The sequence below is a fragment of the Thiorhodovibrio litoralis genome (genome assembly GCF_033954455.1).
GTDB lineage: Bacteria > Pseudomonadota > Gammaproteobacteria > Chromatiales > Chromatiaceae > Thiorhodovibrio > Thiorhodovibrio litoralis.
Genome location: NZ_CP121473.1, coordinates 441,309 through 463,159, shown reverse-complemented (window position 1 = coordinate 463,159; position 21,851 = coordinate 441,309). Strand labels below are relative to the sequence as shown.

The 21,851-nt window shown below is 63.9% G+C and carries 21 protein-coding genes; 6 read left to right on the top strand and 15 right to left on the bottom strand.

All coding sequences use genetic code 11. The annotated features are described in order from the left end of the window. The first annotated feature begins 42 nt into the window (after positions 1 to 42). Both amrS and rdgC read left to right on the top strand, forming a co-directional pair. Complete coding sequence (amrS, locus tag Thiosp_RS02145) at positions 43 to 1,152, top strand: AmmeMemoRadiSam system radical SAM enzyme (RefSeq protein WP_201068948.1); 1,110 nt, start codon at positions 43 to 45, stop codon at positions 1,150 to 1,152. Positions 1,153 to 1,312: 160 nt separating this feature from the next. Further along, positions 1,313 to 2,218: a recombination-associated protein RdgC gene (rdgC, locus tag Thiosp_RS02140; RefSeq protein ID WP_201068949.1), complete on the top strand. Its 906-nt coding sequence runs from the start codon at positions 1,313 to 1,315 to the stop codon at positions 2,216 to 2,218. 18 nt (positions 2,219 to 2,236) lie between these two features. Here rdgC and Thiosp_RS02135 read toward each other — a convergent pair whose 3' ends face one another. From Thiosp_RS02135 to Thiosp_RS02080, 12 genes are all read right to left on the bottom strand, one after another. Further along, a complete protein-coding gene (locus Thiosp_RS02135) occupies positions 2,237 to 2,569 on the bottom strand; it encodes a BrnA antitoxin family protein (protein WP_201068950.1) in 333 nt (110 codons plus the stop codon). Beyond that, entirely contained in the window at positions 2,529 to 2,807 is a 279-nt protein-coding gene (locus Thiosp_RS02130; protein WP_201068951.1) for a BrnT family toxin, read from the bottom strand. The genes Thiosp_RS02135 and Thiosp_RS02130 overlap by 41 nt, the downstream gene beginning before the upstream one ends. Positions 2,808 to 2,903: 96 nt before the next feature. Further along, positions 2,904 to 5,618: a proton-conducting transporter transmembrane domain-containing protein gene (locus Thiosp_RS02125; protein ID WP_201068952.1), complete on the bottom strand. Its 2,715-nt coding sequence runs from the start codon at positions 5,616 to 5,618 to the stop codon at positions 2,904 to 2,906. 55 nt (positions 5,619 to 5,673) lie between these two features. Continuing rightward, positions 5,674 to 7,650, bottom strand: coding sequence for a proton-conducting transporter transmembrane domain-containing protein (locus Thiosp_RS02120; RefSeq protein WP_201068953.1), 1,977 nt, complete (start codon positions 7,648 to 7,650; stop codon positions 5,674 to 5,676). Positions 7,651 to 7,768: 118 nt separating this feature from the next. Then, positions 7,769 to 9,274 (bottom strand): complex I subunit 5 family protein, encoded by a 1,506-nt coding sequence (locus tag Thiosp_RS02115; protein WP_323696804.1) that lies wholly within the window; start codon positions 9,272 to 9,274, stop codon positions 7,769 to 7,771. Continuing rightward, positions 9,271 to 10,731 carry a complex I subunit 5 family protein gene (locus Thiosp_RS02110; RefSeq protein WP_201068955.1) on the bottom strand — a complete coding sequence of 487 codons (1,461 nt, stop codon included), beginning with the start codon at positions 10,729 to 10,731 and terminating at the stop codon, positions 9,271 to 9,273. The genes Thiosp_RS02115 and Thiosp_RS02110 overlap by 4 nt, the downstream gene beginning before the upstream one ends. Continuing rightward, positions 10,724 to 11,017, bottom strand: coding sequence for an NADH-quinone oxidoreductase subunit K (locus Thiosp_RS02105; RefSeq protein ID WP_407702762.1), 294 nt, complete (start codon positions 11,015 to 11,017; stop codon positions 10,724 to 10,726). Before Thiosp_RS02105 ends, Thiosp_RS02110 begins: the two co-directional genes overlap by 8 nt. A 10-nt stretch (positions 11,018 to 11,027) precedes the next feature. Beyond that, a complete protein-coding gene (locus Thiosp_RS02100; RefSeq protein WP_201068956.1) occupies positions 11,028 to 11,699 on the bottom strand; it encodes an MnhB domain-containing protein in 672 nt (223 codons plus the stop codon). Beyond that, positions 11,696 to 12,394: a Na(+)/H(+) antiporter subunit B gene (locus tag Thiosp_RS02095; RefSeq protein WP_242518985.1), complete on the bottom strand. Its 699-nt coding sequence runs from the start codon at positions 12,392 to 12,394 to the stop codon at positions 11,696 to 11,698. The genes Thiosp_RS02100 and Thiosp_RS02095 overlap by 4 nt, the downstream gene beginning before the upstream one ends. Next, a complete protein-coding gene (locus Thiosp_RS02090) occupies positions 12,391 to 12,690 on the bottom strand; it encodes a monovalent cation/H(+) antiporter subunit G (protein WP_201068957.1) in 300 nt (99 codons plus the stop codon). Before Thiosp_RS02090 ends, Thiosp_RS02095 begins: the two co-directional genes overlap by 4 nt. Next, the gene (locus Thiosp_RS02085) at positions 12,687 to 12,935 is read right to left on the bottom strand and encodes a monovalent cation/H+ antiporter complex subunit F (protein WP_201068958.1); all 249 of its coding nucleotides are present in this window, start codon (positions 12,933 to 12,935) and stop codon (positions 12,687 to 12,689) included. Before Thiosp_RS02085 ends, Thiosp_RS02090 begins: the two co-directional genes overlap by 4 nt. Position 12,936: 1 nt before the next feature. Beyond that, a complete protein-coding gene (locus Thiosp_RS02080; protein WP_201068959.1) occupies positions 12,937 to 13,584 on the bottom strand; it encodes a Na+/H+ antiporter subunit E in 648 nt (215 codons plus the stop codon). A gap of 294 nt (positions 13,585 to 13,878) precedes the next feature. On the opposite strand from Thiosp_RS02080, the gene Thiosp_RS02075 reads away from it, so the two are divergent. Then, positions 13,879 to 14,907, top strand: coding sequence for a DUF2333 family protein (locus Thiosp_RS02075; RefSeq protein ID WP_201068960.1), 1,029 nt, complete (start codon positions 13,879 to 13,881; stop codon positions 14,905 to 14,907). A gap of 99 nt (positions 14,908 to 15,006) precedes the next feature. Here the strand turns inward: Thiosp_RS02075 and Thiosp_RS02070 are convergent, their stop codons facing one another. Further along, entirely contained in the window at positions 15,007 to 15,999 is a 993-nt protein-coding gene (locus Thiosp_RS02070; protein ID WP_323696803.1) for a PfkB family carbohydrate kinase, read from the bottom strand. Beyond that, on the bottom strand, positions 15,986 to 17,590 hold the full coding sequence (locus Thiosp_RS02065; RefSeq protein WP_242518986.1) for a formylglycine-generating enzyme family protein: 1,605 nt from the start codon (positions 17,588 to 17,590) through the stop codon (positions 15,986 to 15,988). The genes Thiosp_RS02070 and Thiosp_RS02065 overlap by 14 nt, the downstream gene beginning before the upstream one ends. A 200-nt stretch (positions 17,591 to 17,790) precedes the next feature. Between Thiosp_RS02065 and Thiosp_RS02060 the strand changes: the two genes are divergently transcribed. After that, on the top strand, positions 17,791 to 18,600 hold the full coding sequence (locus Thiosp_RS02060) for a DUF6776 family protein (protein WP_201068961.1): 810 nt from the start codon (positions 17,791 to 17,793) through the stop codon (positions 18,598 to 18,600). Between the two features lie 155 nt (positions 18,601 to 18,755). Further along, the gene (locus Thiosp_RS02055) at positions 18,756 to 19,307 is read left to right on the top strand and encodes a bactofilin family protein (protein WP_201068962.1); all 552 of its coding nucleotides are present in this window, start codon (positions 18,756 to 18,758) and stop codon (positions 19,305 to 19,307) included. Between the two features lie 38 nt (positions 19,308 to 19,345). On the opposite strand, the gene rpiA is transcribed toward Thiosp_RS02055, so the two are convergent. Continuing rightward, positions 19,346 to 20,002 (bottom strand): ribose-5-phosphate isomerase RpiA, encoded by a 657-nt coding sequence (gene rpiA, locus Thiosp_RS02050; RefSeq protein WP_201068963.1) that lies wholly within the window; start codon positions 20,000 to 20,002, stop codon positions 19,346 to 19,348. A gap of 268 nt (positions 20,003 to 20,270) precedes the next feature. Between rpiA and ilvA the strand changes: the two genes are divergently transcribed. Next, complete coding sequence (ilvA, locus tag Thiosp_RS02045) at positions 20,271 to 21,800, top strand: threonine ammonia-lyase, biosynthetic (protein ID WP_201068964.1); 1,530 nt, start codon at positions 20,271 to 20,273, stop codon at positions 21,798 to 21,800. The last annotated feature ends 51 nt before the right edge of the window (positions 21,801 to 21,851 follow it).

The following is a 21,851-nucleotide window of genomic DNA, read 5'->3' as shown; positions in this document are numbered from 1 at the left end:
GAAGATGTTGGAACCCAATCAAGCCGTTGTCAGCGAGCCGCCATGACCCTATCAGCAAGCTCCACCACTGCGAACCAGGTATCCCCCGGATTCCCCGAGGGGCTGTCCCATGTTCTCAAGGACGGACGCGTGCAGTGCGACCTCTGCCCACGCGCCTGCCAGCTGCGCGATGGCCAGCGCGGGCTCTGCTTCGTGCGCGGCGCGCGCGCCGGGCGGGTCGAGTTGCTGACTTATGGCCGCTCGAGCGGTTTTTGCATCGACCCGATCGAGAAAAAGCCGCTCAATCACTTTCTCCCCGGCACGCCGGTCTTTTCCTTCGGCACCGCCGGCTGCAATCTGACCTGCGACTACTGCCAGAACTGGGAGATGAGCAAGTCCCGCGCGACCGACACCCTGGCCGCAACGGCCAGCCCCGCACAGATCGCCCAGGCTGCCCACAAGCATGGTTGCCGCTCGGTGGCTTACACCTACAACGACCCGGTGATTTTCCTCGAATACGCCTGCGACACTGCCCAGGCCTGCCGCGCGCTCGGCATCGCCAACGTCGCGGTCACCGCCGGCTACATCAGCCCCGGCGCACGCGAGCTGTTCTTTGCCGACATGAACGCGGCGAACATCGATCTGAAAGCCTTCCGCGAAAGCTTCTACCGCAAACACTGTAGCGCCCGGCTCGGCCCGATACTCGAGACCCTAGAGTACCTGAAGCAGGAAACCAAGGTCTGGTTCGAGATTACCACCCTGCTGATTCCCACGCTAAACGACAGCGATGCCGAGCTCAACGACCTGTCAGCCTGGATCTTCGAGCACCTCGGCCCCGATGTGCCCCTGCACTTCTCGGCCTTCCACCCGGCCTTCAAGCTCAACAACCTGCCCCCAACCCCGCCCGCGACCCTGACCCGCGCGCGCCGCATCGCGCGCGCGCAGGGCCTGCACCATGTCTACACCGGCAATGTGCATGACAGCGACGGCGCCAGCACCTGGTGCAGCAACTGCGGCGCCCTGCTAATCGAGCGCGACTGGTACCGGCTCGGCACCTGGAACCTGACCCCGACCGGCACCTGCGCCCAATGCGGCGCGCCCTGCGCCGGGGTCTTCGAGCCCCAACCCGGTAACTGGGGCGCGCGCCGCCAGCCGCTCACGAGCGCGATCTAAAGAGTCTTTGGTGCGATCTGGATAACGCCCTGGATTCGCTTACCGGAGCCCGGAGCCTGTCCTCAGCAGCGCCCACCTGCCGCATGCGCTTGCATCCCAGCGCATGGGGCGCATAATGCCAGCCTTTTGCGCGCCATCATGCGCCCAGTAAGGAGCTTTTGTGTTCAGGAATGCCAAGGTTTTTCGTCTCGATGGCACCTTTGCTTTCGATCAACTGCAACTGCATGACCGTCTCGGCGAACGCGCCTTTCGGCCTTGCGGGCCGCTGGAAACCGCCACCCTCGGCTGGGCATCGCCGCTGGGGCCGAATGCCGAAAGCCTGGCCCACCAGGCCGGCGGCTGTCTGCTGATTGCCGCGCGCCGTCAGGAGCGGCTGTTGCCGGCTTCGGTAGTGGCCGAGGCGGTGGCGGAGAAAGTTGCCGAGATCGAGCAGAGCGAGTCGCGCGATGTCGGCCGCCGCGAGCGTACCCGACTGCGCGAGGAGCTGCTCACCGAGATGCTACCGCGCGCTTTCACCCGTTCGCGCCTGCTGCGTGCCTATATCGATCCGGCTGCCAACTGGCTGGTAGTTGACGCTTCAAGCGACAAACTGGCCGAAGAACTGGTGAGCCTGCTGCGTGAGACACTCGGCTCGCTGCCGGCCAAACCGCTGCGCGCCACCACGGCGGTCGATGAGCGCCTGAGCACCTGGGTGGCCGCCGATGACGCCCCGAGCGGGTTCGATATCGAGGATCAATGCGAGCTGCGTGACCAGGGCGACAGCCGCGGCGTAGTGCGCTGTCGCGGGCAGGACCTGACCAGCCCCGAGATCAAGGCGCATCTGGATTCAGGCAAGCGCGTGGTGGCACTCGCCCTGACCTGGAACGAACGTCTATCCTTCGTGCTCGGTGAAGACCTAGCTTTGAAACGCCTGCGCTTCAGCGACGAGCTGATCGAGGAAGCGCTCGATGACAACGCCGAAGACGACCAGGCGCGCCTGGATGCGGAATTCATCATCATGGCCGGCGAGCTACGCAGCCTGCTCGAGGCGCTGAGCGGGGAGTTCGCGCCAGCGGAAGCTGGCTAGCGCTTATAAGGTTGACCGTCAGGTGCGGGCCGCACTCATTTCTTCGCGAATGATGCGGCGCAAGTCCAATTCCAGATGCTCTGACTCAATGACGCGTCGCAAGGTATCATTGATAAGCATTCTGTAATCGCGATCTCCCGCCATCGCCTTAAAGTGTTCGACAATCGGTGCGTCAAGCACCAGTTCGACCTGTTGCTTGTCGACACGAGCGTGAACAGCCGCCTGCCACTCAGCGCGGCTGACACCCTTGTTACCCAAACGCCATTGGGCCCGATCAAAATCGGCTTGGCTAAGCGCGGGCGCGTCCTCGTCAGAAGTAACCGGCGTTTTGGTAGAAGAGATCGGTTTCATCACTGGTTGCTTTGCGCATTGAGATAATCCGGACTTCATCGTCGGATTCGACATGAACGATCAGCACAATCAAAATCCCGAGCAGGCCAATCGCGATCATGCGCTGCTCGCCGTAATCATGGCGACGATCTTCGACAAGAGCCAATGGCCCGGCAAAAACCCGAGCTGCATCGGCGAAATCGAGCCCGTGTTTGTGTAAATTGGCTTGCCGCTTGGCTTCGTCCCATGTGAAGCGCATGCACTAGAGAATACATGATCGCAAACCGATTACAAGCGGCCAAACTGCAACAACAAGCGTTTAAAGGCCGAGATCTGTCAATCTCTTGCGTTGGCATCAATTTGCCTGCCGCCGCTCGATCTCAGCCTTGATCGCCCGCAGCAGGCGGAAGCTGATGCCGCCAGTCGAGCGCATCCCCTGGGCTTGCTGGAACGCGCGGATGGCATCGCGTGTGGATGGGCCGATCATGCCATCCGTGCTTCCTGAATTGTATTCGAGCCATTCGAGATTGCGTTGCAGGATTAGCACCAGACGGTTGCTGAGCTTCGGTTCGCCGAGGGAACGCCAGCCGCCGTCGCCGTTGGCAACGCACTGGGTCAGTTCGATTGCGGTGTCGGGGTCGTCGGCTTGGCTAAAAACGAATGGCGCATCGCTCTCGCACAGCGGAGACCGCGCGTCGGCCTCGGGGGCGGCGGCTTGATCATTTTCCGATTCATCCCCCTGCTGCGCTGACGCAGAGGCCAAGCTGCCCTGGGTCTGGCCATCACCATCGATTTGGTTGCTCTCATCCGCCGCGGACTCACCGTCGGTTTTACCGGTTTCGTTCTCGGCGCCATTCAACCGGGTTTGACCACCGTTTTGGCCAGCTTGTTCCGCTTGAGCCTCACCATCGGTTAAGGTTAAGTCAGCTCCATCCGCTTGCCCCTCCTCTTCGCCGCGCTTGGGCTCAGACGACTGCGCCTCGGCGGCGCGCGCACCCGGCTGCTCATCACGCGCGTTGGAGGCTTGCATGGGTGCAGACCGGCGGGAATCCTTTTCAGCTAGCGCGGACGATGCCGAAGCGGCATCTGGCGTAACCCAGGGATCGGCAGGGATGACGCCTGTCGTCTCCTCATCCATTGGGCGCATCGCCAACGGAAGCGGTTCCGGTTCTGGCTCAGGCCCGGCAGTTTGTGTCGCAGCTGCCGGTTGACCGTCAGCCGCAGGCTTGTTGGCAGCCACAACCCAAAGCGGCTTGGTTGCCACCAGGGCGATCAGCAGCCCGCCGCCGACCATGAGCCAGAGCGCCCCCGCCACCGGCCAGCCACGCAGTTCGCGCTCGGGGTCTCCCGGCGCACCCACGAGCACCCGCCGCAGTCCTTGCGATACCCAGGACGCGACAGCCGTGACCATCGCCTGCCACCGAACCCAGAACAGGGCGCCAAGCACCCAGGCGATGCGATACAAGGGCACCACCAGCGCAAGCAGGTCTCCGGGTGGCACCCGACCGACCGCTCCGGCCAGCCTCAGCTGCCCGCGCCTAACCAGCCACAGAGTGCCCGCCACCAGCCCGACGCCAAGCGCTACCGGGATACCGTTGGCCAGCAGCGCTTTGGGCTGCGCCATCGCGAACGGCAGGATGATGATGGTCTGGATCAACAGCGCCCAGGCAATCTCGGCGCCGGCCTCGCCGGCCAGCGGTTTGGCCCCGTTTCCTATCGAGATGTGTTTGGCAACCCACAGCAGCCGCGCCATCAGGGCAACCGTGACCATTGTGGAAAGAACCAGTGCCAGCCCTAGAACCATCGCCGGGTCCGGGACCAACCAGCTCCACCAGCCGCTGGCTTGCTCGGTCCCTACCGGGTTGACTGTTAACGCCCCCCCCAAAGTACCCCACAGCTCGCCCCACGCCGCCGGCAGCCCCGCCAACAAGGGCTTGGTGGCATCCTTGGCGACGGCGCCCGTGGTCAGGGGCGCGCCAGCCATGGCCAAGGCAAGAAAGCCGAGCCCGCCCAGAATCAACGGCTGGCGCATGGCTTCGGCATGCTTGCGCAGCCCGATACCGAGGAACAGCCCGCCCTTGACCAGCCCGTGGTGGGCGGCATAGAGCGCGATGGCGACGACGCCGAGCGGCGCCAGCGCCGGCTGCATCAGCACCAGCCCGAGCAGCACCAGCAGAAAGCCCATCTTGCTGATACTCGAGTACGCCAAGATGGTTTTCGGGTCGCGCTGGGTCAGCCCCACGCCAAGCCCGTAGAAAAGCGTAAACAGCCCAAGCAGAATCAGCACCGCCCCCCAGTGCGGCAGCGCCAACACCCCCACCGGCAGAAAGCGCAGCCAGCCGAGCAGCGCGACCTTGATCATGGTGCCGCTCAACACCGCGCTGGCCGCGATGGGCGCCGCCGGATGCGCCAGCGGCAGCCACAGGTGCAGCGGAAAAATGCCGGCCTTCACACCCAAACCCAGCAGCGCGAGCGCGATGGCGACATTGCTGAGTGCCGCAAGCTGCCCGACCTCGGGCGCTGTGGTGCCGGTCTCGGCGACGATCATTGCCAAGGCAGCAAACAGCAACACCTCGCCAACCAAGGCCATGGCCAGATAGACCCGCCCGGCGCGCAGCGCGGTCAGGTCGCCGTCGTGAATCACCAACACATAGGAGGCAAGTCCCATGATGGCGAAGCCAACGTAGAAGCTGATCAAATCCAGCCCGAGAATCAGCCAGAAATTGCCCGCCATCGCGAGCAGAAAAAAGGCGCTGAAGCGCGCGGCGTGCCTGTCCTGATCAGGGGCCGACAACGCGCGCCAGCGCTGCGCGGCGGCGAAGACCCCGGCGGCCAGCCAGACGATTGACGTGAAAATCAAGAACACCTGTCCGGTTGCATCCAGCCCCAAGCGGGTGCCAAGCATCAGCCAGGGCAGCTCGACCTGACTGCCGAGCGGCAGCGCGAAACCAATCAGCAGGGCCGGAAGCGCACCGAGCGGCGGCAGCCACCACAGGCGCCTGGTTAGCGCAGGCCCCGCCAGCAGCAAGGGCCACAGCCAGGCGAAAAGCAGCCAGAACCCGGTCAGCATGATCCCTCCGTCAAAGCCAACGCGGAGCAGGCCAGGCGAGTGCATGCACTCCGATTCACTGCATCCCACCCAATACCAGGAGGAACAGCAACAGGCTGCCAAGCCCCAGCCAGAGCGCTCCCGCGACCGGCCAGGTGCGCAGCACAGCCTCTGAAGGCGACCCGGAAAGCCCCGGGCGGATCGCCGATGCGCTGCCAGGCTGCGCCGCCCCCTGGTTCAGATTCGGGCTCGCGTTTGCGCCGCAGCCGGTTGCGCCTCCCCAAGCGGACGCCAAGCAGCGAACGGCCCGTTCCAGACCAAGATGCCAGCCGCACCACAGCCATAAGCCAGCCGCGCTCAATGCCCGCGCGCCGGCGAGTGCCCACGCCAGCAGATCACCCGGCGGCACCCACCCCACGAAGGACCTCAGCGGATTGCGGCCTTGCTGAGCAAGGCGCAACACGCCGATACAAATGCCTGCAGCCAACACCAGGGTAGCGGTGTTGGTCAGCCAGGACGAAGCCGGACCGAAGACCCAGGGCAGAAGCAAAACCACAACGACAAGCGCACTCCAGGCCAACAATGGCGTATTCAGCATGGGCGCCTGATTCGCGGCAACCCCTTGCGCATTTGCCACTTCCTTGGCTGCTGGATTCGCTAGCCGGCCGGCCGCCGCGTTGACATCTGGGTTGACAAGCCCGCTGTCGCGCGACACCAGCCACATAAAACGCGCCATCAGGAGCATGCTGGCCAGGGTCATCAACCACAGCAGCGGACTTAGACAAGCCCAGGAGTCGTCCCACGGCAGGTCCGTCAGCAGGGGTTTGGTAAAATACTTCGCCACCGCACCGCTGGTCAGGGGCGCGCCGGCCAACGCCAGCGCCAACACGCCGAGCCCTGCGAGGAGCCAGGCGCGCACCCGGGTTGCAGCCGGCCCGCGTGAATGTTCGCGCTCAAAAAGCCCCAGTCCCAAAAACAGCCCAGCCTTGCACAGAGCATGATGCGCGGCATAGAACACCATGGCCGCCACCCCAACGCCGGCGAGTTCTGGCTGGCCCAACATCAGCCCTGTCAGCAGCAGCAGAAAGCCCATTTTGCTGATGCTCGAATAGGCTAGCACCACCTTTGGCTCGCGCTGCATCAGCCCGACGGCAAGCGCGAAGAACGCGGTTCCCAGCCCCAACCGGGTTAACCAAAGTGCCCAGTCAGGCCAGGCCACCGCACCGAGCGGCAGCCAGCGCAGCCAACCCAGCACCGCGACATTAATCATGGCGCTGCTCAGCACCGCCGTGGCCGCGACCGGCGCGGCCGGATAGGTGAGAGGCAGCCACAGATGCAGCGGTACGATGGCCGCTTTCACGCCCAAACCAAGGAGCACCAGCGCCAGACTTGCGCCACTCACCTGCCCCAGCATCGCTGGGGCTGGCATCAGGGTGGCAGTCTCGGCGGCCAGGCTGACCAGCCCGGCGAAGAGCGCCACCTCGCCCGCCACTGTCATGGCCAGGTAGAGCCGCCCGGCGCGCAATGCAGTTACGCTGCCATCAGCCACCACCAGCGCGTAAGACGCCAGCCCCATGATGGCGAAGCCGACATAAAAACTCACCAAATCCAGCCCCACCACCGCCCAGAACTGCCCACTCATGGTGAGCAGAAAGAGCGCGTTGAAACGCCGCCCGGTGAAACTCGCGCCGGCGCCCGGCGTGGAATCGGCTAGCTTCTTATTGGTGCGTTGTTGAGCAACCGTCATCTCGCCGGCCAGTCCCTGAACGCCACCGCGAAAAGCCGCGACGAAGACACCCGCGGCCAGCCATAGCAGTGCGCTGAACAGCAGAAACACCTTACCCGTGGTATCCAACCCCAACTCGCTGCCGAGCATCAACCACGGCAGCGCGAGCGAGGTGTTAACGGGCAACAGCAACGCCACTCCCAATGCCGGCAGTGCGCCCAGCGCCGGCAGCCAGGGCCAGTGCACCCGAGCGGCCAGCGGCACCAGCAGCAGCGGCCAGACCCAGAGCGCCAGCAGCAGCCAGGCGAAGGGGGTGGAGAAGGTCATGTTTCCTTGTTAGTGAGCGGCTGTTAGTAATGAGTGACTCGCGATTGGTGGTTAGCAATTAGTGATCATTAGTTCCTGATTAGCGCCGAACGAGCGGCTACAAAAGGACCACTAACAACTAACCGCCATATTCACGCTTAGCAATCAGCTCCGTCCACTCCAGCGGACTGAAGGGAGCCGCCGCGAACAGCCCGGCCATCAGGCAAAGCGCAGCGGTGATCAGCGGTGGCCACAGCAGGGAGGCATGGGTTTCCAGCCGACGGCGCGGAATCTCCTCATGTGGCCAATCCACCGGCGGCTCGCGGAACCAGGCGCGGAAGAGAATTGGCAGAAAATAGCCAGCGTTCAGCAGGGTACTGGCAGCCAGCACTAGCAACACCCAGGGCACGCCCGCCTCGACCGCGCCCAGGCCCAGATACCACTTGCTGATAAAACCGGCAATCGGTGGAATGCCAATCATCCCCAAGGCCCCAACGCTGAAGGCCAGAGTGGTCCAGGGCATGCGCCGGCCGATGCCGTTCATCTCGCTGACCTTGTGCACGCCCAGGGTCTCGGCATAATTTCCTGCGCACAAAAACAGCGTAATTTTCATGATGCCCTGATGCACCAGATGCACCATGCCGCCGATGGTCGCCACTGGCCCGAAAATCGACGCCCCCAGGGCGATATAGGACACCTGGCTGACGGTGGAGTAGGCCAGACGTTTTTTCAGCCCGTCCTGCCCCAACGCCATCATCGAGCCGTAGATGATGGTCACCGAGGCCACAACACCCAGGATGGTCAGCAGCCCGAGTGCGTGGGCGACCTCCTCTCCGTAAATGTCATAGACCAACCGCAGGATGCCAAAGGCACCCGCCTTGACCACCGCCACCGCGTGCAGCAGGGCGCTGACCGGCGCCGGTGCCACCATGGAGCGCGGCAGCCAGCCATGCAGCGGCACCAGTGCAGCCTTCACCCCCAAGCCAGCGAGCAACAGCAAAAAGATGGCGATGAACTGCGGGTGCAAACTTGCCGGCTGCTCGGCCAGCAGCCCGCCCTGCGTGAAGGTGACAGGCCCGATCAAGGTCTGCAGCCAGACGGCCCCGACCAACAAGAGCGCGCCACCGCCCATGGTGTAGGCCAGATAGGCGCGCGCGCCGGCGGTTGCATCCGGCGTGCCACGATGCGACACCAGCGGATAGGTCGCCAGCGTCAGCAGCTCATAGAACACCACAAAGGTAAACAGATTGCCGGCCAGGGCGATGCCGATGGTCGCGGTCACGCACAGACTGAAAAAGCCGAAAAAGCGGCTGCGATTGGGTGAGTGCTCCAGATAGCCGATGGCATAGACGGTGGTCACTAGCCACAGCACCGTGGAGAGTGTGACGAACAGCACCGAGAGCGCGTCGGCCTGCAGCACCAGGCTGAGCCCCGGCGCCAACGGCAGCTCGGCGCCATAGCTGCGGTCGTGATAGACCCCCCACACCAGCACCGCTACCAGCAGCAGCTTGACGATGGCGCCGGTCATGTTCAGCACAACACGCAGGCGGCGATTGTCCTCCGCCACCAGAAAGATCACCAAGCCCGGGACCAGCGAGCTAAGCAGGATGGCGATCGGCAGCAAGCTATCGAACAGCGGCGTCATCCCAGACCTCCATCCGCGCCCAGCAGGCGCCACAGCGGCGCCGTGCCCAAGCCCAGCACCACCACCGCCGTCGCCCCAAGCAGCAACGCCGGCACCTCGGCCCGAGCCTGGGTGAAGAACTGCCGCGGCGTCGGTTCCAGGCCGAACGCGCGTGCCAGCAGGCGAAATACATAGGCCACGGCCAGCAGCGTCCCGGCCAGCAGCACCAGCACCCACCACCACTGCCCCGTTGAGAAGGCCCCGCTGAGCAGCAGCCACTTGGCGTTAAAGCTGCCGCTCGGCGGCAGGCCGATCAGCGCGGTACCAGCCAGCGCCAGGGCGAGCGTCGTCGCCGGCAGCCGCTGCAGGGTCGCGCTCAGCTCGGCGATGCGATCATGCCCGGCCTGCTGCTGCACAAAACCCGCCGCCAGGAACAAGCCCGACTTGGCAAAGCCATGGGTCAGCGCCATCAAGGCCAGGGCGGCGAGCAGATTCTCACGCGTCTCCCCAGCCGGCAGCCCCTGCATGATCGGAAAGAACAGAAATAGATAGCCGAGCTGCGCGACTGTCGAATAAGCCGCGAGCAGTTTCAGCCGCTCGGCCCGCAGTGCCTGCCAGGAGCCCCAGAGCACCGCGCCCGCGCCCAGCAGCCCGAGCAGGTTGGACGCGCCCGGGGTGGTCAGAGGCGCGAGCACCTCCAGCCACAGACGCAGAATCAGATAAAAGGCCGCTTTCACCACCAGCGCCGAGAGCGCGGCACTCACCGGGGCCGGCGCACTCCCATGAGCCGGCGGCAGCCAGAAATGCAGCGGGAAAAGCGCCGCCTTCAGCGCCAGCCCCATCACCATCAGCCCGAGTGCAGTGGCGGCGATCGGGCCCGGTGAATTGGTGCCCGCCGCCAACTGCTCGGTCAGTTGCGCGAAGTCCAGGGTGCCAAAAGCGCCGTAGACCAGCGCCACACCGAGCAGATAGGTCATGGACCCCAGCAACCCGACCAGTAGATAGCGCAGATTGGCCTCGAGCGCGGCGCGCTGTCCACCAAGCGCGCCCAGGGCTGCGGCGGTGAGCCCGAGCAGCTCCAGATTCACATAGAGGTTGAACAGATCGGACGACAGAAAGAGCCCGTTCAGGGAGGTGAGCAGCAGCAGCCACAGCGGCCAGAAATGGCGCGCGCGGGCGGGATCGCGAAAATAGCCGCCAGCCTGGACACTGATGGCCAGGGTAACCAGTGCTGTCATCCCCAGCATGGCCGCCGCCAACCCGTCGGCCAGATAGCCGATGCCGAGCGGCGCCCCCCAGCCGCCGAAATCCGCGCGCAGGACCCCCTGCTGCCAGACGCCGACGATCAGCGCCGCGGTATTCAGGGTATTGAGCACCACCGCCAGCAGGCCAAAACGCGCGGCCTGACCCGGCAGCGCCACCGCCAGCAGCGCACCGCCCAGGGGCAGAACCAAGGCCAGCGCGAGGGTGTCAGTCATCGGTGGCAGCTTCCCCGAGTTGATCCAGGGCGCGACCGAAAGCCAACGCCAGCGCGGTCGCACTGACTGCGACCACAATGCCTGTCAGCACCAGCGCATGGGGTATCGGATCAGTCGGCGGCGCCCCGCGCCCCGCCAGCGCGATCAGCAGATGAAACACGCCCGCACCCATCACATTAAGCGCGATCAGCTTGCGCAGCAGCGTCCGGTGCAGCAAAAACGACCAGATGCCGAGCACGTACAGCAGAAAGCCGGCACCAGCGTAAAGGAATTCGGTGTTCATCATGTTCCCGCAGTCACTCCTCATTCCCCACATAAGCCGCCGTCAGCAAAGTCGCGATCGTCACAGTCGCGAAGGTTTCGATCAGCAGAATCAGCCAGCCGGCCCAGGGCTCGGGATAGTTCAGGAACCCGCGCCCAGCCAGCATGGTGGCGAGCCCGACCAGGGCAAAGACGCCAATTCCCGCCACCGCCAGCCAGCGCCGTGCCGAGGCACCCGGCAGACCGCCGCGCGCGGAGCCGCCGAGGCGCAAAATGACCCCAGCCGCAGCCAGCAAGGCACCGGCCTGAAAGGCCCCGCCAGGAGCCTTGGCGCCGATCCAGAGCAGATAGCCGGCGGTGAGAATTAGCAGCGGCACCACCCAGGACACCATGCCGGCATAGACAGGCCCGGCGCGCTGATAGCCGCGCGAGGGCGCACCCAGCGCCCAGATGCCGAGCAGCGCCGCGAGCAGCACTGCCAGCTCAAGCAGGGTATCGACCGCGCGGTAGCTCAGCAGCACAGCTGTCACCGGGTTGGTCACTCCGGTGCGCGGCAGCTCGGCCCCCGCCAAGGCGGCCAACTCGCCGTCCGGCGCCTGCATCTGGTGAGTAAAGAACACCCATTGCAACAAGGCCGCGAGCAATGCCAGCAGCACCACGACGAGAATCGAGGCAGAACGCTGCGGCTTGGGCTCCAGCCGATTCATGGCTCCAAGCTCCCGCCTGAGTCTGGCTGCGAGTCCCCAGGTTGCTGTTTGGATTTCGACCGTTTCGACCTGTGCCGGCTCGGCTTGGACTTTTCTGCCTCGGGCTGGTCGGCTTCCAGCTTGGGCTGCTCGGCCGAGGCCGATGCGGCAAGCTGATCCGTTTCGACCTCAGGCTGTGTCAGCTCCAGTTCAGCCTGAACCAATCTCCGCTCGCCCGAAGGGACTTCAGCTTTTGCTGGAGCCGATTCGGGTGCTGGGACTGATTCGGGCAATGGAGTCGATTCCGGCGATGGGGATTCGGGAACGGGGGCCGATGCGGGTGCTGAGGCCGATTCCGCCTCGGAAGCGCGAGCCTGGCCCCCAGCAGAGGTCATCCCCTCTTGCGCAGCCAGGTCAGCCTCAGTTTCATCCGCTGCGGACAGCGCTGAGCCCTGACTCGCGACGGCGCGCCGCGCGGCAGCGAGCATCAGCGCCCCGCCCAGGCCTGCGCCGATGGCCGCCTCCGCCAGAGCGACGTCGGGCGCGCCGAGTCGCGCCCAAACCAGGGACAACCAGAGCCCGAAGACGATGAACAAAATGGCGGCACGGCGCGGGTCACGACTGCTCAGAGTGGCAACCGCCAGGGCGAGCAAGGTGGAGAGCATCAGCAGGTCAAAGGCGAGCAATGCGGGGCCTGACGCCATGGTCGCGCTCATTGCGGGTCCTCCCCGTCGCCGTGCAAGGCACGCCGGGCAATCAGATGCGCGCCGGTCGCGCCGCCGAGCAGCACCAGCAGCCAGATCAGCGCCAGCTCAAGCACGTACCAGAGGTTCGGCGCCCAGGGCGTGAGGCCAAGGATGATCAAGCCCAAGCCGAGATTGTCAGCCTTGGTGAGCGCGTGCAGCCGGGTAAAAATATCCGGCAGACGCAACAAACCGAGGGTGCCGGCGGCAAAAAACGCCAAACCAGCAGCGATCAGGGCGGCGGAGAATGCCAGCGAGAACCAGATCATGCGCGGCGCCGGGTTAGCGCGGCCACCGCCACGGCGGCCAGCAGGCTGAACACCAAGGCCACATCCGCAAGCGCCGGCATGGACAGCGCGGCAGCCAGCAGCAGCAGCACGCCGATGCTCGCGGTACCGATTAACTGCACCGCAAGCAGACGGTCTGCGGGCGTCGGCCCGCGCAGCGCGCGCACCAGACCCACGCCCATGGTCGCCAGTAGCAGGCTCGCGAACACCAGCATCATGGTCGCCATGTCAATAGGCTCCCGCGCCGCCGGGCTCGCGAAATAGCAGCGCGACCTGCAACTCGAGCTGCGCCAACTCGCGAAAATTATCCGAGCCGACATCCAGGACATGAATGACCAGGCGATCGGACCCCTCAATGTCGGCGCTCAGCGTGCCGGGCAGCAAGCTGATCAGGTCGATAAACAGGATGCGTGCCCCTGGATGGCGCAATCTGATGCGATAGGTGATGAAACCCGGGGCGATGTCCAGCGTCCGTGCCAGAATCCGCCCGGCGACATCGAGCCCGCCGCGCGCAGAGGCCACGACAAAAAACAGCACAAAAGGGAGCAACCGGCGCACATCAATGGCGAGCCAGGAGGCGAGCCGCGCCTGGCGCGCGCGCGGTCGCGCGAGTGTCGAGGTAGCCAGGTCGAGCGAGGCAAGACCCAAACCGGAGCCCGCTGGTCCGCGAGCCGTCGGCCGCGGTGCCTTGAATCCAAGGCGCACGCTTGCCCAGGTCGCAGCCAGCACCGCCGGCACGCCGATAACCCAGGAGGCCGGGTCAGCCCGGGTCAGCACCATCCAGAGCGCAGCAAACAGCAGGCTGCGCGTGAGCAACTGTTGCGCACTCGTCTCTGGCCGGGTCTCTGGCTTAAATCGACGCTGGTCTCGGGGCATGCCTAACTTCCAGAACTGCATGGAATTTCGAATTCTCGACCGATGCGACTTGGGTGATCCCCGGGTCGCCCCTATGAACATGTGGAGCAGAGCTGGCCCAGAACCGGCACGGCAAGCAGTGCCGGCGTGGCCAGCGGTCGCGCTGTTCGGCAAGAGTGTATCAAAACTTCGCCCGCATGCCTGCCCGGGAGATTCCCGCCCCAGCGGATTCGCTCACCAGCACGCCGCCTTTTCCGGGTAGAATTAAGCCAGCGATATTTTCCGGCTCATTCCACGAACAACGAGGAGCTCATTGTGACCAAGGAAACCTCTGCCGGCCGCTCGGACGAGCAGCCAAACGCAACATCATCACGCCGCAAACTGCCGCTCGGTCGCATCATGGCCGTGCTTGTGATCTTGGCAATGGCTGCCATCGGCGGTCTCGGCGCTTACTGGTCGCTGCAGCCAGAACCCTTCGAGATCAGCAAGATTGAAATTCCGAACATAGACACCAAGGAAGCGCTCAAGACGCCGGGCGTTGCCACTGTGTCTTCCGCCATCAATGTTGCCGAAACCCTGCTCGGCAAGCCAGGCGGCTATATCAGCAACGATATTACCCCGCCCGGCATCCTGATCGACAACATGCCGAACTGGGAATACGGCGTACTGACCGAGCTGCGTGACTCGGTGCGCTCGCTGCGCAATGATTTCAGCCGCTCTCAGACCCAGTCGATCGAGAACGACAAGCTCAAGCTGGCGGACTCCGATTTCAACTTCGACGCCAACTCCTACATGCTACCCTCGACCGAGTCCCAGTATCGCGACGGCATCAATGCGCTGAAGGAGTATCGTGCGGCCCTGATCTCCGGGACCGACCAAACCGCGCGTTTCTATACCCGCGCCGACAATCTCCGCGCTTACCTGATGGTGGTCGAGAAGCGCCTGGGCAGCTATGCGCAGCGCCTGAGCGCCAGTGTGAACGACGCCGAGCTGACCGCGAGCTTCACCCAGACCCAGGGTGGCGCCCAAGTGCTGGAGGCAACCTCCTGGACCGAAGTGGATAACATTTTCTACGAGGCGCGCGGCTATACCTGGGCGCTGCTGCACATGATGCAGGCAATTTCCATCGACTTCGAAAGCGTGCTGGCCGGCAAGAACGCCTTGGTCTCGGTCGAGCAGATCATGCGCGACCTGCATGGCGCCACCATGCGCAAGATGAGCCCGGTGGTGCTGAACGGCCACGGCTACGGGCTGCTCGCCAATCACTCGCTCGTCATGGCGTCTTATATCTCGCGCGCCAACGCCGCCGTCATTGACCTGCGCGTATTGCTCGAGACCGGCTAGGATTCTGCCTAGCACCTGATCGGCCCGCACGCGTTGCGGGCCGATTTCAGCTCAGCAACAGCCGCACACCACCCGATCTTTGCGTCCGTAACCGCAGAGTCAGACCCGACCGGCGTCGCGAGCCGCGTCAATCATCCCCTCCAGGCCGGAATAACCGCATTTAAAGCCTGCGATCCGGTTCGCCCGCGTCATGGCATCAGCAACCGGCCTTTTGTGGAGCAGTCCGTCGATCAGCGCGGCATTGAAAACATCGCCGGCGGCAAGAGTATCGCGTAACTGATCCGGCGGCGCAGCCGGTGCGAAGAACTGGCGGCCGCCCTTGTCGATACCATAAGCCCCATCGGCGCCCCAGGGCGCCACGCACAGCGCCGCCCCGCTGCGGCGCTGCTGGGCGGCCAGATAGTCCCAGGGCAAGGTCTGGGCGCCGATCTCCTGCTGCACCAGGGCGCGGGAGAACAGCAGCAGGGACACGGGCTGAAACAGCCGCGCGAGCTCGGGTCTAGGCTTTTCGATCTCGATCGACACCGGCAGTGCCGGGTGCTCCCGCCGCACGCGTTCGATCATGACCGCTGTTTCAGGTGCGTTGCGCCCCTCGAAATGCACCCATTGGTAAGCGTCGAGCGGAATCGCGGCGAAATCGTCCGCGCTCAACTCAGGTAGGCGCCGGTAATGCACGATGGTCCGGCTTGCCGTGGCCTCGCTCAGCGTGATGTAGGAGGTGGGGGTTGCCGAGCCCGCACAACGCACGGCTGTCTCGGTGTTGATTCCGCGGCGATGCAAATCCGAGAGGATAAAATCCGCGCCGCTGTCATCGGCGTAGCAACCGGCCCAATCGCAGCGCCAGCCAAGATCGCTCAGAACCGACAGCGTATTGGCAACATTGCCGCCGCGCGCAATGCGCTGACCGGTGGCGCGCACTTCCTGGTCCTCGCAGGGATAGCTCGCGACCTGATTGACGATATCGAGCGCCGCGATGCCAACCCCGAGCATGCGGCCCGGGCGAGAAGGCTCGGGTTCGCGCTGGGACTCAGGCACTCGGCGACCAAGGCTCACCATCCCCAGCGCGGCAGGATGCGTCTCAGCCCCCGTCACCGTCACTATCTTCGGGTTGCGATGCTGCGTCGAGATCACGCGCGACCCGAAAGCCGAGAATGTCGACACGCGCGTCGGCGGCAAAACGATTGCGCGCGTGGCTGCGCATTGCTCCCGCCGGCGAGTTGAAGCTGCCGCCGCGCGTAACGCGCAGCTCGCAGTCCGGCCCGATCCGGGCACTGCCATCGCTCGCAGCCCCGTTGTAATTGTGATGGTAACAATCCGCCGTCCACTCATAAACGTTGCCAGCCGTATCGTAGAGGCCGAATGGATTGGGCGGAAAGCTGCCGGTCGGCGCGGTCGAAATCTGATCCCAGCGGGTCCCGCAGTCAAAGCAGAGTGCGCGGCTGGCCGGCGAGCCGATACCCCACCAGAACGAGGAACTGGCCCCGCCGCGCGCAGCGTATTCCCACTCAGCCTCGGTCGGCAGCCGATAGGGCTGGCCGGTCTTCTCACTCAACCACTTGGCGTAATCACGCGCTTCGTCCCAGGAGACATCGATGACCGGGCGCGAGCCGCGTCCCCAGCCATAATCTTGCGGGCGTCGCGCGCCGGTCTCGCGCACGAATCGATCGTAATTGGCAAAGGTCACCTCGCGCGCACCGATCATGAAGCCATCGAGGCTCACCTTATGCACCGGCCGCGCATCGCTGTCAGCCATCCCAACCGGATTTCCCATCATGAACTCGCTTGGCTCCAGCACCACCATCTCCGGTGCCGTCGCTTCGTCAGTGAGGAACGCATCCGTGTGCATGCCCGCAACAGGTTCATCAGGAACCTTCAACGCCATGCTTTCCGGACTGGCTCTCTGGTCTGCAGTCTCCGCTGCGGCCTGATCCGCCCCCGCCTCGGGCATTCCCGCCTCATCCCTTGGGCCGGTGCTGGAGATCGGTGCTGCGGTGTCCACTGTCGCCACGTCTGAAACCAGGGCGTCCTCCCCGCCGGTCGCCGTTCCAGTCCCCGTAACAGTCGCCGAGCTAGCCGCAGTGCCAGCCTCCGGGGCTGGACGTACAGGGGGCCGCGTGGGCTCCGGCGGTCCAGCCACCTCGGGCGCGGCGGAAATACCGCCCGCCGGCGCCAGGATGCCACCAAACCAAAGACCTCCCACACTCAGACCCGCCAACAACAAACCACCCACCAAACCCGAACCAAAACCGAGCGCGCTACCTTTCGCGGCTCCAGATGAACCGTCCTTTTTGGTATCCTTTGCGGAGGTCGCACTTGGTGCTGATGGCAAGCTGGAGTCGGACGAACCGCCGTCGTCAACAATTTGCGAGGAGCGTTCATCGGTCTGCTTGCGCTCCCGCTCGCCCCGATCGAGTTCGCGTCGCAGCGCGTCGATGTCCTGGTAGCGATCCTCAAGCCGATCCTCAAGCCGGCGGCATTCGTTGGTCAGCTCCTCGACGATGCGCTCCTGCTCGCGCAGCGCCAGTCGCAGCCCTTCGTTTTCCTGCTGGATTGCGAGATCGGCCGCTACGGTGCTGACATTGCGCGGCGCGGCCTTCGCACCGGCAGATGAGCCCGAGTCCGCGCCGCCCGCGGAAGGCTGACCGACGGATGGATTGTTGGACTGAGAGGGTCGATCAGACATGGTCCCCCCTGCCTGCGAGCAGGTTGTGGTGGCTGAAAACGTGAAGATTCCGCAACGCGCGAGGGCGCAAGGATCGGCGTACCATTGGCGAAAGTATAAACAAGTCACGCCTAAGCACAAAAACGGCTGCGCCCGTGGCCAAAGGCGACTATCCTAGATCATTATTTTTCAATCGAGCCAAGGCACTGATGCGACAAGGCATGGGACAGGTCAAAGTGCGAAGAATTCGCCAGCCTCACATCATTGATTCTCGTCCGACCGGTCGGCTGGGCTTAGCGCTCCTGCTGGTCGCCGTGGCGCTCGGCAGCTGGGCCTATCTGGCTTTCGATCTCACTGGCGAAACGCCCTTCGTGCCCAAATGGCCGGTCGAACAAGCAGTCGAGCAGCCAGCCGAGCAACCGGTCGAGCCGGCGGACCTGACCGAGCTCAAGCAGACCCGCGAGGCGCTCCAGGATGAAACAGCGCAACTCGAACAACGTCTGCAAACGCTCACCAAGGACCACCAAGAAGAAAACAAAGCGGTACGAGAAGCACAGGAGAGGATTCGCGTGCTCCAAACTGAGAACGCGCAACTGCGCTCTCAGGTGGCGTTTCTGACCCAACTCTTTGGCGGTGACGATGGCCCGCTCGATATCAGCGACCTGGCACTCTCGCGCGAAAGCGACAACAGGTTCCGCTACTGGTTCAAGGTTTCGCGCACCAACGCCAGTACGGATATGCTGACCGGCCAGGTGCGCCTGCAATTGCGCGGCCAACTGCAAGGCGAGGAACGCTATTTCAGCCTCGACGAACTGACGGATGATTCCCGCGACAGTCACAGACTCGGCTTTCGCCACTTTCAGGAAATTGACGGCACACTCCAATTGCCGCAAGACTTCCAACCCGAAGAGCTGCTGGTGGTCGTGGTGCCGGATGACGAAGCGACAGGTGGGGCGCGCCGGCAGTTCCCGTGGCAAACCAGCCAGGACGCTGACGCAGGCACTGATAATGGCACTGGCCCAGGTGAATAAATCAGATGAATAAATCCGATGAATAAATCAGCGCAACCAATCAGCACCAGCGCGTCCCGGCCAACCCATTCTCACTACCCCATAGTCATGAATACGTGTGATTCACGACAGTCATGGGAAACATGACCCAAAACCGGAACCAGGAGGTTCGTTTCATGGCACGTATCCGCAGAGTGAAGCCGCCCAAGGTCGTGACCGTCATCGGGCAGGGCACCGTCATCGAAGGTCAGGTCCGATTCTCGGGCGCGCTTCACCTTGATGGCAAGATCAAAGGCGAAGTGACCGCCGAACCAGAAACCAGCGCCGCGCTGATCATCAGCCAGCAGGGCGTCATCGAGGGCGACGTCAAAGTCGAGCAACTGATCACCGACGGCAGCATTGTCGGCGATGTGCATGCGAGAGACCGGGTTGAGCTCGGCGCCAATGCGCGCGTTAGCGGCACCCTCTACTATCAACTGCTGGAAATGGCCATGGGTGCCGAGATCAATGGCAAGCTGGTGCATTGCGAGTCAGCCGAGTTGCAGCGTTTGAGCTACGACGGAAGCAAATTTGAAGAAACCGTGACCTTGAAAACCGGTTCCAGCTCAGCGAACGGGCGCGCCTCAGCTGAAACCCCAGGAGGAACTTCAGGAGAAACCACGAATACAAGCAAAAACTCAAGCCGCCCAGCTCGCGCCAGCACCAAACCGGCAACCGAGACGGCCTGAGCTGCGCTGCGGGCAGCCTGGGTAGGCCGCGAGAGCGACTAGGGCTCGTAAGTCTTGAGTCCGTCTGGCGAGCCCAAAATCAGCATATCGGCACCGCGCAGCGCGAACAGCCCGACGGTGACAACGCCGGCGATATTGTTGATTTGCTGCTCCAGACCCGCGGGATCTTGAATTTCGAGCCCCTGGATATCGAGGATCACATTGCCATTGTCGGTGACGAAGCCCTCACGATACACCGGCGTGCCCCCGAGCCGGACCAATTCACGGGCAACATAGCTGCGCGCCATCGGGATGACCTCGACCGGCAGCGGAAATTGACCCAGCACATCGACGCGTTTGCTTTCATCGGCAATGCAGACAAAGGTCTCGCTGGCGGCGGCGACGATTTTCTCGCGCGTCAGCGCCCCGCCGCCGCCTTTGATGAGCTGCAGGCGACCATTGGCCTCATCGGCACCGTCGACATAGAGAGACAGATCGCCGGCGCTGTTTAAGTCCAGCACTTCAATGCCGTGGCCTTGCAACCGTTCGGTCGAGGCCTGAGAGCTCGAGACCGCGCCATCGAACCGGCCTTTGATCTGTGCAAGAAAATCGATAAAGTGGTTCACTGTCGAGCCGGTGCCGACCCCGATAATACCGCCTTGAACATAGGCGATGGCCGCCTCGGCGGCTTGTTTTTTCAGTTCATCCTGAGTCATGGCGCTCAAGCTCCGTCTGTTGAAATTGGTGTTGGGAATTTTACCCGGCATCAATGAACTTCGGGTTTCAGGCCAAAGGCCTCAAGGTAATGCGGGTAGAGGATAAGTCCAGTGCCGATAATAACAGAGCCACTCCAGCACCGGCGCGGCCATCTTTCCCGCTTTTCTGATTGCAAATCCGTTTTGGTCCCGAACAGAAACTTCCTGTTGTTTCGGTATCACTACCACTCACTAACTGCCGGCCTTTCGACCCTGCCCAGGCACCCGCATGCCCCATCGCTATATTGAACGCATTCTAAAAGCCCGCGTCTATGAGGTCGCGTCCGAAACACCCTTGACCCCGGCGCCCCTGCTGTCGCGACGGCTGGCCAATCGGGTGCTGCTCAAGCGCGAGGATCTGCAGCCGGTGTTCTCCTTCAAGCTGCGGGGCGCCTACAACAAGCTGCGTCATCTCTCGCCGGATGCCCTGGCGCGCGGCGTCATCGCGGCCTCCGCCGGCAACCATGCGCAAGGTGTCTCCCTCGGTGCCGCGCGACTGGGTGCAGAGGCCACCATCGTGATGCCGCGCACCACGCCGGCGATCAAAGTCCAGGCGGTGCGCAATCTCGGCGGCCGCGCCCTGCTCCACGGCGACTCCTACGATGAAGCCTGCGCCCACGCCTTTGGCCTGGCCGAGGAGCGCAAGCTGACGTTTATCCATCCGTTTGATGATCCTGATGTGATCGCCGGCCAGGGCACCATCGGCATGGAGCTTCTGCGTCAGCACCCGGACCCACCGACGGCGATTTTCGTGCCCGTCGGTGGTGGTGGGCTGATCGCTGGCATCGCCGCCTACATCAAATACCTGCGCCCGGAAGTCTCCATCATTGGCGTCGAGCCAGCCGAGGCCCCGACCCTGCATCACGCACTCGCGGCCGGCGAGCCGGTCGATCTGCCGGAGGTGGGTTTGTTCGCCGACGGTGTGGCGGTGCGGCGCATTGGCACTGAGACCTTCCGCGTCGCGCGCGAGTGCGTCGATGAAGTGATCCTGGTCGACACCGATGAGATCTGCGCCGCCATTAAGGACATCTACGATGACACCCGCGGCATCGCTGAGCCGGCCGGCGCGCTCGCGGTCGCTGGGCTCAAGCGCTATGTCGAGCTCTATGGCCTGCGCGATGAGACCCTGATCGCCATCGAAAGCGGCGCCAATATTAACTTCGACCGCCTGCGCCATGTCGCCGAGCGCGCCGAGCTTGGCGAGCGCCGCGAGGCGCTGTTCGCCGTCGGCATCCCCGAGCGCCCAGGCAGCTTCCTTGCCTTCTGCAAGGCCATCGGCAAACGCCAGATTACCGAGTTCAACTACCGCTACAGCGATGATCGCGAGGCGCAGGTGTTCGTCGGCATTGAGCTCGGCGGCGGCGCCAGCGAACGGCGCGAGATGGCCGAGCGCCTGGAAAACAAAGGCTTCAGCGTGCTCGATATGAGCGAGAACGAAACCGCCAAGCTACACATTCGCTTCATGGTCGGCGGACATGCGCCAGGACTCACCAACGAACGCCTGGTGCGCTTTGAATTCCCCGAGCGCCCGGGCGCGCTGCTCAATTTCCTCTCCAGCCTGGGCCGGCGCTGGAACATCAGCCTATTTCACTACCGCAATCACGGCGCCGCCTATGGGCGGGTGCTGATGGGCATTCAGGTGCCGGAGGCCGAAGCGGATGAGCTCCATCAGAGCTTGCAGACGCTCGGCTATCCTTTCTGGGACGAGACCGACAACCCCGCTTGTGGACTCTTTGCTGGCAGCGGACGAGCGAAATAACCAAGTCCACTGATGGATGCAAGCGTGATGGGTGAGAGCAACTTCAGCCGG